The organism is Nocardioides thalensis (assembly GCF_013410655.1).
GTDB lineage: Bacteria > Actinomycetota > Actinomycetes > Propionibacteriales > Nocardioidaceae > Nocardioides > Nocardioides thalensis.
In genome coordinates, this window is the sequence record NZ_JACCFP010000001.1 from 2134903 (window position 1) to 2147018 (window position 12116).

A 12116-nucleotide genomic window follows, 5' to 3' on the forward strand; every position below is an offset into this window, starting at 1 on the left:
GGCTACGCCTTCCGCAGGCCGCAGATCGCGGGGCCGTCCAGCACGTCCCCGTCGGCGGTGAACCGGGAGCCGTGGAGCGGGCAGTCCCAGGACTGCTCGGCGTCGTTCCAGCGGACGACGCCCTGCAGGTGGGAGCAGACCAGCGCCTCGCGCCCGGGTGCCACCCGCTTGGCGACCCCTGCCGCCATCTGCGCGCCGACCTCGGCGTTGAAGACGGCGGTGCGGGGCGCGCCCGCGACCTCGCGCGGGCTCCACGTGGCGAAGGCACCGCCCCAGCGCGGCTTCTCACCGCCGACGGTGCGCTCGAGGATCGTCTTGGCGAGCAGCAGCGCGGCGGCGGGCGCGTTGGTGAACCCCCACTTGTCGAACCCCGTCGCCAGCAGCACGGTCCGGTCGCGGGGCAGCATCGGCCCGACGTAGGGGAGCCCGGTGGCCGTCGCCTGGTCCTGGGCGGACCAGGTGTGGGTGAGGCTGCTGCCGCTGAACGTCGAGCGCGCCCAGTGCACCAGCCGGTCGAGGTGTCGCTGCGGCGACCGGCTGCGCCCGGTCGGGTGGCCGTAGCCTCCGACGAGCAGCAGCTCGTCGCCACCGGGCACCGGGAGCGAGCGCAGCGACTGCGTGGTGGGGTCCGAGGACAGGTACATCCCGTGCGGGGTCCACGGTGAGGTGAACGCGGCTGCGTAGGACCGGTTGGCCTTCTCGCGGGCGAAGAACCCGTGGCGCAGCAGGATCGGCTGGTTGGTCGCCAGGACGACGTGTCGCGCGGTGACGGTCGCCGTCTCGGTCACGACCTCGGCGCCGCGGTCGAGGCGCCGTACGTCCACCACGCGGGTGCGCTCGTAGAGGTCACCGCCCTCCGAGATCAGGTTGGAGACGATCGCGTCGACGAGGTCCATCGCGTGCAGCTGGAGCTGGTCGGCGAGGCGCACCGCGCCGCGGACCGGGAACGGGAGCTCGGTCTCGGTCTCCCAGGAGACGTCGAGGCCGGTGAGGCGGGCCGTGGACAGCTCCGCCTGGGCGCGCATCTCGCCGAGCCGCGTGGTCGCGAAGGTGTAGGCCGGACGCGTCTGGGTCGCGACCCCGTGGTCGTCGCAGAACCGCGCGAGCCACGCCTGGCCCTCCCGGTTGGCCTCGACGTACGAACGGACCGCCGACGGGGGACTCGAGGCCAGGGCCCGGCTGAGCTTGGTGCCCTGGAGCAGGCTGACCTTCGCCGTCGTGTTGCCGGTCGCCCCGTCGGCCACCTGGCGCGCCTCCAGCACGACCACGGAGAGGCCGCTGCGCGCCACCAGGAGCCCGGTCAGGAGGCCGGTGAGCCCGCCGCCGACGACCGCGACGTCGTAGGCACGGTCCTCCTGGAGCGGTGGGTGCGGAGCCCGGGGGCGGTCCAGCCAGACGGAGGTGTGATCGGCGCGGGTGTCGGCATTGGTGTCGGACGAGGTCTCGGCCATGTTGTCGGGGTACCCCCGGGGTGGCGCATCACCCCGTAGGGTTTGGTCATGGACCGCCGGATCTTCGGGATCGAGAACGAGTACGGCGTCACGTGCACGTTCAAGGGGCAGCGTCGGCTGAGCCCCGACGAGGTGGCGCGCTACCTGTTCCGCAAGGTGGTGTCCTGGGGGCGGTCCAGCAACGTCTTCCTGCGCAACGGCGCCCGCCTCTACCTCGACGTCGGCAGCCACCCCGAGTACGCCACGCCCGAGTGCGACGACGTCGTCGACCTCGTCACCCACGACAAGGCGGGGGAGCGGGTGCTCGAGGGGCTGCTCCTCGACGCCGAGCAGCGTCTCCACGACGAGGGCATCGCGGGGGAGATCTACCTCTTCAAGAACAACACCGACTCCGCGGGCAACTCCTACGGCTGCCATGAGAACTACCTGGTGGGCCGCTCGGGAGAGTTCAGCCGGCTGGCGGACGTGCTGATCCCGTTCCTGGTCACCCGGCAGATCGTGGTCGGCGCGGGCAAGGTCACGCAGACGCCGCGCGGGACGTCGTACTCGATCAGCCAGCGCGCGGAGCACATCTGGGAGGGCGTCAGCAGCGCGACGACACGCAGCCGCCCGATCATCAACACCCGCGACGAGCCGCACGCCGACGCCGAGAAGTACCGCCGGCTGCACGTCATCGTCGGTGACTCCAACATGAGCGAGACGACCACCATGCTCAAGGTCGCCAGCTGCGACCTGGTGCTGCGGATGATCGAGGAGGGGGTCGTCATGCGCGACCTCACCCTCGAGAACCCCATCCGGGCGATCCGCGAGATCTCCCACGACGTCTCCGGCAGCCGCAAGATCCGGCTCGCCAACGGCCGCGAGGCCAGCGCGCTCGAGATCCAGTCCGAGTACCTCACCAAGGCCCGCGAGTTCGTCGACCGGCGCGGTATCAGCACGCCGACCATCGAGCGCTCCCTCGACCTGTGGGAGCGCGGGCTCAAGGCGTTCGAGTCGGGCGACCTCGGCCTGGTCGACCGCGAGCTCGACTGGGTGATCAAGTGGAAGCTGATCGACCGCTACCGCGCAAAGCACGGGTTGCCGCTGAGCCACCCGCGGGTCGCGCAGCTCGACCTGGCCTACCACGACATCCACCGCGGTCGCGGGCTCTACTACCTGCTCGAGAAGCGGGGCGCTGTCGCCCGGGTGACCAGCGACCTGAAGATCTTCGAGGCCAAGTCGGTGCCGCCGCAGAACACCCGCGCCCGCCTGCGCGGCGAGTTCATCCGCAAGGCCCAGGAGCGGCGCCGCGACTTCACCGTCGACTGGGTGCACCTCAAGCTCAACGACCAGGCGCAGCGCACGGTGCTGTGCAAGGACCCGTTCAAGGCCTACGACGAGCGGGTTCAGCGACTCATCGACGGGATGTAAGGCACTACTTGTAAGGTTTCGGCCGTGCTCAGCCGACCCGCCCGCCGCGCCGCGGCCCTCGTGACCCTGCCCGTCCTCGCGCTCTCCCTCGCCGCCTGCGGCGACGAGCCCGAGGAGGAGACGGCTCAGGGCTTCGACGCCGTCGAGATCACCGGCCAGCCGGGCGAGACCCCCGAGTTCTCGTGGGACGCCAACCTGGAGGCCGACGAGGCCGTCACCGAGGTGCTGAGCGAGGGCGACGGACCGGTGCTGAAGAAGGGCCAGAAGGTCCTGGTCAACGTCGCGGTCTCCAACGACTGGGACGAGCGGGTCACCTACGACACGTTCGGCGAGGACCTGGCCGCGTCGCAGCTCGAGGTCGGCGCCAAGGCCGAGCCCACCGTCGCCAGCGACCTGGTCGTGCAGCTCGTCGCCGACCAGGTCAAGGCCGACGAGACGACGGTCGGCACCCGGTACGCCGTCGTGCTCGAGTCCGACAAGGAGTGGGCCGACTTCAACGTGGTCGAGCTCGGCGTCGGCAACGAGGACGGCGTCGCCGCGGTCGTCGAGCTCAGCTCGGTCGTCCGGCCCGGCCCGACGCCCGCGCCGAAGACGCCCGCCGCGTGGGCCCCGACCCTGGAGAAGGGCGAGGGCGGCGTACCGACCGGCCTCGACAGCAGCGGCATCCCCAAGCCCGACGTCAAGGGCGAGGAGGTCCGGGTGACCACCCTGCTCGAGGGCAACGGCGAGCCGGTCGAGAAGGGCGACCTCGCGGTCGTCGACTACCTGGGCCAGACCTGGGGCGGCGAGGAGCCGTTCGACCAGAGCTACGGCGAGGACAAGGAGCCGCTGGCGGTCAACGTCGGTGCCGGGGTCACCGGCGGCGGCATCAACGTCATCGACGGCTGGTCCGAGGGTCTCGTCGGGGTGCCGGTCGGCAGCCGCGTGATCATCGAGATCCCGCCGGCCAAGGGCTACGGCAAGAAGGGCCAGGAGCCCGACATCAAGGGCGACGACATCCTCTACTTCGTCGTCGACGTCCTGGGCGCGGCCTGAAAATCAACGGTCGCCTCCCGAGCGAACGGGCAGACTAGGGACCATGCCCGCCCCCAAGAGCGAGCGGCTGCTCAACCTCCTCATCATGCTGCTGGTCCAGCGGCGACCGATCGCCAAGGACCGGATCCGGGAGCTGCTGTACGCCGACTCGCGCCATGACGCGTTCGAGAAGATGTTCGAGCGCGACAAGGAGGAGCTGCGCAGCCTCGGCGTACCGGTCGAGGTCGCGACGATCGACCCGCTCTTCGACGACGAGGTCGGCTACCGGATCCCCGTCGACGAGTTCGCGCTCCCCGACGTGTCGCTGACGCCGGAGGAGGCCGCGGTCGTCGCCCTCGCGTCGCGCGCCTGGCAGCACGCCACGATGGCCCAGGCGACCACCGACGCGGTCCGCAAGCTCACCGCCGCGGGCGCCGACCTCGACCTCAACGCGCTGGACATCGCCCAGCCGACCACGGCCGACGAGCCGGCGTTCGCGCGCTGCTGGGAGGCGGTCTGCGAGCGAACGGCAATCGAGTTCCGCTACCAGCGGCCCAACGAGACCGACACCCGGCTGCGGCACGTGCAGCCCTGGGGCGTGGTGCGCTCCGCGGGCCGGTGGTACGTCGTGGGCCACGACACCGACCGCGACGCCGAGCGCGTCTTCCGCCTCGACCGCGTGGTCGGCGAGGTGGCGCTGGTGGGGGAGCCGCACGCCTACACGGTCCCTGCCGACACCGACCTGCGCGCGGTCATCGAGCGGCTCGCCCCGGAGCCCGCGGCCCCGCACGCGGTGCTGCTCGCCCGCAAGGACACCGGGCACACCTTCCGCCGACGCGCCACGAGCGTGACTCCGGGCGTCGAGGGTCCGGACGGGACCCACGAGTGGGACCGGATCGACCTCGACCGGCCGCACCGGGGCCTGGTCGACCTGGTGCTCTACCACGGCCCCGACGTGGTGCTGGTCGAGCCGGAGTCGCTGCGCGCCGAGCTCGTGAGCCGGCTCCGGGCGGTGGTGGCGTGAAGCCCGCACCCGCACCGGGCGCCCGCGACCAGGTCGCCCGCCTGCTCACGCTCGTGCCGTTCCTGCACCAGCGCGAGCAGGTGCGCCTCGACGACGCCGCCGCTCTCCTGGGCACCTCGCCCAAGCAGGTGCTCGACGACCTCAAGGTCCTCTTCATGTGCGGCCTGCCGGGCGGCCTGCCCGACGACCTCATCGACGTCGACCTCGACGCGATCGAGCACGACGACGGCAGCCCCGTCTCGGCCGGCGTCATCCGCATCGACAACGCCGACTACCTCGCGCGGCCGATGCGGCTCAGCCCGACCGAGGCGTCGGCGGTCGTCGTCGCCCTCCACTCGCTGCGCGAGTCGTCCCCGGTCGCGACCCGGGCGGTCGTCGACTCGGTCCTCGCCAAGCTGGAGCAGGCCGCCGCGAGCGCGGCGGAGGCGCGGACCCTGGCCATCGCCACCGAGCCGTCCGAGACCGAGCTCGCGGCCCTCGCCGCGGCGCTGGAGCGCGCGGTGGCGGCGGGCCGGCAGGTGCGGCTGACCTACCACGTGCCGTCCCGCGACGAGCTGTCGGAGCGCGTGGTCGACCCGCGCGGGATCGTCACCTCCGGCCGCTTCTCCTACCTCGACGCGTGGTGCCACTCCGCGGGCGCGATGCGGTTCTTCCGGCTCGACCGGATCGACGCGGCCGAGGTGCTCGACAGCCCGGTCGAGACCGACCCGGAGCCGCCGCGCGAGGTCACCTCCGGCCTGCTGGCGGGGGAGTCGCCCACCGCCGGCACCACCGTCACCCTGCGGCTGGGGCGGGAGGCCGACTGGGTGCCCGACTACTACCCGGTCCAGGACGTCCGCCGCCATGACGACGGCTCGCTCGAGGTCGACATGGTCGTGAGCGACGTCCGGTGGGTCACCCGGCTGCTGCTGCGGCTGGCGCCGTACGCCTCCGTCGTCGCACCCGAAGAGTTCACGGAGACTTTCACCGCCTCGGCACGGGACACGCTCGCTCTCTATGCCTGAGCGCGGCGTACCATGTGGGAGTACGTCCCCTTCGATTCTCGAGAGTTGGTCGCCTGAGATGTCCCTTCCCCTGATCGGAATGCCCAACGGCTGGGAGTGGATCATCATCCTGGCCATTGTGATCCTGGTGTTCGGCGCGGCGAAGCTGCCTGACCTGGCGCGCGCGACGGGCCAGTCGCTGCGCATCTTCAAGACCGAGACGAAGGGTCTGCGTGACGACGACAAGGACAAGGACGACGCCCCTCCGGCCAAGCCCGCCGGCGAGCTCAACGCCGCCGACGACGGCGTCGCCGAGGGCGAGATCGTCGAGCCGCGTCGCGAGACCAACAACTGACCCGCTGACGTCCCGACCCAGCAGAACCTGACTTGTCGCTCACCGGAGTCGTCCAGCTCTTCGTCGGCAAGCCGGTCCACCCCGTCGGCGCCGACGGGCGGATGGCGCTGTCCGACCACCTGCGGGAGCTGCGCGCTCGCATCCTGAAGTGCGCGTTCGCCATCGCGATCGCGTTCGTCGTCGCACTGTTCTTCTTCGACCAGATCTTCGACGTCATCAACGACCCCTACCAGCAGGCGCGGGAGGAGCTCGGCGCCGAGCGCACGATGGCCACCACGAGTGGCGTCGCCGGCGGCTTCATCCTGTACCTGAAGCTGTGCAGCCTCGCCGCGATCGTCGGCACCAGCCCCATCTGGCTCTACCAGATCTGGGCGTTCATCCTCCCCGGCCTGCACTCCAACGAGAAGAAGTGGTCGGCGATCTTCGCCGTGATCGCCGGCCCCCTGTTCCTGGGCGGCATCGCCCTCGGCTACCTCACCCTGCCCAAGGGCTTGGAGCTCCTCATCGGGTTCACCCAGTCCGATCTCACCAACCTGGTGGAGTTCAACGACTACCTGACGTTCTTCACCCGGACGTTGTTGGCCTTCGGCATCGCGTTCGAGATCCCGGTGTTCGTGGTGATGCTCAACCTCGCAGGCGTCGTCTCCGGCAAGGCGCTCGGCGCCTACCGGCCGTGGATCATCGTCGGCACCTTCGTCTTCGCCGCGGTGGCGACGCCGTCGGGCGACCCGTTCACCATGTCGTTCATGGCGATCCCGATGGTCGTCCTGTTCGGGATCTCCGAGGTCATCGCCCGCCTCAACGACCGGCGCCGGTCTGACAAGGGTCCGAACGCCGGCCTGTCGCCCGACGAGCTCTCCGAGATCGACCCGTGAGGCCGATCGCGGCGTGCACCCAGGTCGACCCGTTCGACCTGCCCGAGTGGCTCGGCGTCGACGAGGTGACCTGGCACGCCGTGGGCCGCCTCGAGCACGGGATCGTGCCCGGTGCGCTGCGCAGCGACGTGTCGGGCACCGAGGTGCCGTGCGACCTGCTGGCCGCCGACGTCGCCTACCCGGCGATCGTGGTCGACGAGCCGACCCGGGTGCTGATCCACCAGGCGTGGCGCGGCGGGCAGGTGCACCTGGTCGACCGCGACGGCCGGCTCACGCTCGGGGCCCCCGGCACCGACTTCCCCGCACCCCGCGTGCTCGACGCCGTCGGCCGGCTCGCCAAGGCGGTCGGCGCGCCACCGGACCACTTCTGCGTCCGGCTCCGGGTGGCCCGTGAGGGCGGTGGCTGGGACCGCGGCGGATAGCGAGCCAGTAGGCTCGACACGTGTCCCGTGATGTCGTCGTGCTGACCAACCCCACGGCGGGGAAGGGCCGGGGCGCACGGGTCCGCGACGCAGCGGCCGCACGGCTCGAGGCGGCCGGCTGGCGCCTGCGGCACGTCGCCGGGCGCGACGCCGACGAGGCGCTCGACCTGGCGCTCAAGACCGTCGCCGACGGCCCCGACGCGCTGGTCGCGTGCGGGGGCGACGGGCTGGTCAACATCGCCGTCCAGGCGCTGGCCGGCAGCGCCGTACCTCTCGGCGTGCTGCCCGCGGGCACCGGCAACGACGTCGCACGCGTGCTCGGCGTGCCCCGCGACGACCCGGCCGCGGCGGCCGACCACCTGCTGGCCTGGCGGCCGCGCCCGATGGACCTCGCCCGGATCGGCGACCGCTACTTCGCCACGGTGCTCGCCGCCGGCTTCGACGCCGTCGTCAACGAGCGGGCCAACGAGATGACCTGGCCCCGCGGCCAGATGCGCTACAACCTCGCCACGTTGGCCGAGCTGCGCACGTTCGAGCCGCTGCATTACGTCCTGGACCTCGACGGTGAGACCCGCACGCTCGACGCCATGCTCGTGGCCGTCGGCAACGGCCCGTCCTTCGGCGGCGGGCTGCGCATCACCGAAGGGGCCCTGGTCGACGACGGCTTGCTCGACGTCGTGGTCATCAAGCCGATGAGCCGCTGGGAGCTGGTGCGCACCTATCCCAAGCTGTTCAGCGGCACCCACGTCCACCACCCGCAGTACGAGCGGCACCGCGTCCGCCGCGTCACCGTCGCCTCGGCCGGGATCGTGGGGTACGCCGACGGCGAGCGCTTCGGCCCGCTGCCGCTGACCGTCGAGTGCGTCCCCGGCGCCGTGCAGGTGCTCGTATGACCGACGCCAGCCCCGCCGAGCGCTACGCCTCCTACCGGCGCGACAAGGAGCACCCCGTGCTCCGCGACTTCGTCGCCGGCTACGAGTTCGACCTCGACGAGTTCCAGGTCGACGCGTGCCGCGAGATCGAGGACGGCCGCGGTGTCCTGGTTGCCGCGCCGACAGGCTCCGGCAAGACCGTCGTCGGCGAGTTCGCCGTGCACCTCGCGCTGGAGACCGGCCGCAAGGCGTTCTACACGACGCCGATCAAGGCGCTGTCCAACCAGAAGTACGCCGACCTGGTCGCCCGCTACGGAGCGGACCGGGTCGGCCTGCTCACCGGTGACACCAGCGTCAACGGCGAGGCCCCGGTGGTCGTGATGACCACCGAGGTGCTGCGCAACATGCTCTACGCCGGCTCCCGCACGCTCGTCGACCTCGGGTTCGTCGTGATGGACGAGGTGCACTACCTCGCCGACCGGTCCCGCGGCGCGGTCTGGGAGGAGGTCATCATCCACCTCCCCGAGTCGGTGTCGGTGGTCTCCCTGTCCGCCACCGTCTCCAACGCCGAGGAGTTCGGCGAGTGGCTCGAGACCGTGCGCGGCGAGACGACGACGATCGTCGCGGAGCGCCGCCCGGTTCCGCTCTACCAGCACGTGATGGTCGGCCGCCGTCTCCTCGACCTGTTCGCGTCCTCCGACGTCGACGCGGCCGCGGGCTTCGTGCGCGAGGGAGCGCCCGTCAACGACGAGCTGATGCGGATCGCCCGCGACGATTGGGCGAGCAGCCGGCTGATGCGCGACCGGCGCTCGCCGCGCAAGGGCAAGCCCGGGTCGTCGAAGAACCCGCGCTCGGTCGGCAACGGCCGCCGGGTCTGGATCCCCAGCCGGGTCGACGTGATCGACCGCCTGGAGCGCGAGCGACTGCTGCCGGCGATCGTGTTCATCTTCAGCCGTGCAGGCTGCGACGCGGCCGTCCAGCAGTGCCTCGACGCCAACCTGCGCCTCAACACGGCCGAGCAGCGCGACGAGGTCGTCGCCTACGTCGAGGAGCAGCTCGGCTCACTGCCCAACGCCGATCTCAACGTGCTCGGCTACCACGAGTTCCTCGACGCGCTCTCCCGCGGCGTCGCCGCGCACCACGCCGGGATGCTGCCGGCGTTCAAGGAGGTCGTGGAGGTGCTCTACCTCCGCGGGCTGGTCAAGGTCGTGTTCGCGACCGAGACCCTCGCGCTCGGCATCAACATGCCGGCGCGCACCGTCGTGCTCGAGAAGCTCTCGAAGTGGAACGGCGAGACCCACGCCGACATCACGCCGGGGGAGTACACCCAGCTCACCGGGCGGGCCGGACGCCGCGGGCTCGATGTCGAGGGCCACGCCGTCGTGCTCTGGCAGCCGGGCATGAACCCGCGGGAGGTCGCGGGTCTCGCCTCGACGCGCACCTACCCGCTCCGGTCGTCGTTCCGGCCGTCCTACAACATGGCGGTCAACCTGGTGCACCAGTTCGGCCGGCACCGCGCTCGGGAGCTGCTCGAGCAGTCCTTCGCCCAGTTCCAGGCCGACCGGGCCGTCGTCGGTCTGGCCCGCCAGCTGCGCAAGGCCGAGGAAGCGCTCGAAGGGTACGTCGAGGCCGCCACGTGCCACCTGGGCGACTTCATGGAGTACGCCGCGCTGCGCCGCCGGATCAGCGACCTGGAGAAGGAGGCGAGCCGCGCCCGACGTGCCGACCGTCGCGCCGACGCCGCGATGTCGCTCGAGAAGCTGCGCCCGGGCGACGTGATCGTCGTCCCCGCCGGGAAGTACGCCGGTCCCGCGGTCGTGCTCGACCCGGGCCTCTCCGAGCACGGTCACCGGCCGCAGGTGGTCACCTCGGAGCGGCAGGCCCGCCGCCTGGCGCTGCCCGACTTCCCGACGCCGGTCGAGCCGGTCGCGAAGGTGCGGGTGCCCAAGAAGTTCGACGCTCGCAACGCCGGCCAGCGACGCCAGCTCGCCGACGCGGTCAAGAACGCCGTCCACGCGCTGCCGCTCTCCGTCACCCACCCGCGGGGCGGGAAGGCCGAGCTCGACGACGGCACGGCCGCGGAGGTCGGCAGGCTGCGTGCCCAGCTCAAGGCGCACCCCTGCCACGGCTGCTCCGACCGCGAGGACCACGCACGCTGGGCCGAGCGGTGGTTCAAGCTCGGCCGCGACAGCCAGGTGCTCGCGCGCCGGATCGAGCGCCGCACCAACACCGTGGCCCGCCAGTTCGACCGGGTCTGCGAGGTGCTCGAGGCGCTCGGCTACCTGGCCGGCGAGGGCGAGGACGTCCACGTCACCGATCGCGGCCGCGGCCTGATGCGCATCTACTCCGAGCTCGACCTGGTCGCCGCCGAGGCCCTGCGCAGCGGCCTCTGGGACGACCTGTCGCCCTCGCAGCTCGGCGCCGTGCTCTCCGTGCTCGTCTACGAGGCGCGGCGGCCCGACGAGGCGCCGCCGTCGGTGCCCGGCGGCGCGGTCGCCACCGCCATCGACGCGATGCACCGGCTGTGGGCCCAGCTCGAGCAGCTCGAGCGCGACCACCACCTCGACTTCCTCCGCCGCCCCGACGCCGGGTTCGCCTGGACGGCCTACCGGTGGGCCGAGGGCGACGACCTCGACGGCCTGCTCACGCGCGCCGACCTGACCGCCGGCGACTTCGTGCGCCAGATGAAGCAGCTGGTCGACTTCGCAGGGCAGATCGCCGACGCCGGCGCCGGTACGCCGGTCCGCAAGACCGCGCGGGAGCTGATCGAGCTGATCCGGCGGGGGATCGTGCTGCCGGGTTAGCCCGCCAGCGTCTTCACCAGCCGCTCCACCGGCGACCCCAGCCCCCACCGCTCCGTGAGCTCCTCGAGCGCGTCCGGGTCGGCCGGGGCGGACGGCAGCGCCAGCGCGTCGCCGCGCGGCAGGTCCAGGTCGCGCGCGACCGCGACCACCCTCGGAGCCACGAGCAGGTAGTCGGCGGCCTCCTTGATCTTCAGCCGCGGCCCGGGCGCCAGGTCGCTCGTCGGGTCGTCGGCGGCGGCGACCAGGCCGGGCAGGTCGCCGAACCGCTGGAGCAGCGTCGCAGCGGTCTTCTCGCCGACGCCCTTCACGCCGGGCAGGCCGTCGGACGGGTCGCCGCGCAGGGTGGCGAAGTCGGCGTACTGCGACGCGGCCACGGCGTACTTCGCGAGCACCCAGGCCTCGTCGACGCGCTCATGCCGGCCGACGCCCTTGCCGATGTAGAGGATCCGGACGCCCGCGGCGTCGTCGACGAGCTGGAAGAGGTCGCGGTCGCCGGTCACGACGTCGACGGGCATGCCGGCGCCGGTGGCCAGCGTGCCGATCACGTCGTCGGCCTCGTAGCCGGGCGCGCCGACCACGGGTATCCCGAACGCCGCGAGCACCTCGCGCATGATCGGGACCTGGGCCTCCAGCGGGTCGGGCACCTCCTCGACGTCCGGTCCCGAGGGGACCTCCGCGACGACGCGGTGCGCCTTGTAGGTCGGGAGCAGCTCCACGCGCCAGGCGGGGCGCCAGTCGTCGTCCCAGCAGCACACGAGGTGGCTGGGGCGGTACTGCTCGACGAGGGAGGAGATGTAGCCCAGCAGTCCTCGGACGGCGTTCACGTTGGTGCCGTCGGGGGAGAGGATCTCGGGGGACCCGAAGAAGGCGCGGAAGTACATGGAGGCGGTGTCCAGCAGCATCAGC

General features: G+C 72.0%; 11 protein-coding genes. 9 read left to right on the top strand and 2 right to left on the bottom strand.

Annotation, left to right across the window (positions count from 1 at the left end; translation table 11 throughout):
* Positions 1-2: 2 nt before the first annotated feature.
* Positions 3-1451, bottom strand: a complete 1449-nt coding sequence (locus HNR19_RS10520; protein WP_179667877.1) for an FAD-dependent oxidoreductase — start codon at positions 1449-1451, stop codon at positions 3-5.
* Between the two features lie 48 nt (positions 1452-1499).
* Here HNR19_RS10520 and pafA point away from each other — a divergent pair, with 48 nt between their 5' ends.
* The 9 genes from pafA to HNR19_RS10565 are packed head-to-tail and all read left to right on the top strand — an operon-like array spanning position 1500 to position 11210.
* Positions 1500-2861, top strand: a complete 1362-nt coding sequence (pafA, locus tag HNR19_RS10525) for a Pup--protein ligase (RefSeq protein WP_179667878.1) — start codon at positions 1500-1502, stop codon at positions 2859-2861.
* 24 nt (positions 2862-2885) lie between these two features.
* The gene (locus tag HNR19_RS23505) at positions 2886-3896 is read left to right on the top strand and encodes an FKBP-type peptidyl-prolyl cis-trans isomerase (RefSeq protein ID WP_179667879.1); all 1011 of its coding nucleotides are present in this window, start codon (positions 2886-2888) and stop codon (positions 3894-3896) included.
* Between the two features lie 43 nt (positions 3897-3939).
* Entirely contained in the window at positions 3940-4899 is a 960-nt protein-coding gene (locus tag HNR19_RS10535) for a helix-turn-helix transcriptional regulator (protein ID WP_179667880.1), read from the top strand.
* Entirely contained in the window at positions 4896-5903 is a 1008-nt protein-coding gene (locus tag HNR19_RS23510) for a WYL domain-containing protein (protein WP_179667881.1), read from the top strand. The genes HNR19_RS10535 and HNR19_RS23510 overlap by 4 nt, the downstream gene beginning before the upstream one ends.
* 58 nt (positions 5904-5961) lie before the next feature.
* Positions 5962-6237 carry a Sec-independent protein translocase subunit TatA gene (gene tatA / locus HNR19_RS10545; protein ID WP_218910208.1) on the top strand — a complete coding sequence of 92 codons (276 nt, stop codon included), beginning with the start codon at positions 5962-5964 and terminating at the stop codon, positions 6235-6237.
* Positions 6238-6269: 32 nt separating this feature from the next.
* The gene (tatC, locus tag HNR19_RS10550) at positions 6270-7112 is read left to right on the top strand and encodes a twin-arginine translocase subunit TatC (RefSeq protein ID WP_179667882.1); all 843 of its coding nucleotides are present in this window, start codon (positions 6270-6272) and stop codon (positions 7110-7112) included.
* Positions 7109-7534: a hypothetical protein gene (locus tag HNR19_RS10555; protein WP_179667883.1), complete on the top strand. Its 426-nt coding sequence runs from the start codon at positions 7109-7111 to the stop codon at positions 7532-7534. The genes tatC and HNR19_RS10555 overlap by 4 nt, the downstream gene beginning before the upstream one ends.
* 20 nt (positions 7535-7554) lie before the next feature.
* Complete coding sequence (locus HNR19_RS10560) at positions 7555-8427, top strand: YegS/Rv2252/BmrU family lipid kinase (protein ID WP_179667884.1); 873 nt, start codon at positions 7555-7557, stop codon at positions 8425-8427.
* The gene (locus tag HNR19_RS10565; protein ID WP_179667885.1) at positions 8424-11210 is read left to right on the top strand and encodes a DEAD/DEAH box helicase; all 2787 of its coding nucleotides are present in this window, start codon (positions 8424-8426) and stop codon (positions 11208-11210) included. The genes HNR19_RS10560 and HNR19_RS10565 overlap by 4 nt, the downstream gene beginning before the upstream one ends.
* On the opposite strand, the gene HNR19_RS10570 is transcribed toward HNR19_RS10565, so the two are convergent.
* Entirely contained in the window at positions 11207-12112 is a 906-nt protein-coding gene (locus HNR19_RS10570; RefSeq protein ID WP_179670199.1) for a 5'-3' exonuclease, read from the bottom strand. The genes HNR19_RS10565 and HNR19_RS10570 overlap by 4 nt on opposite strands.
* Positions 12113-12116: the final 4 nt, after the last annotated feature.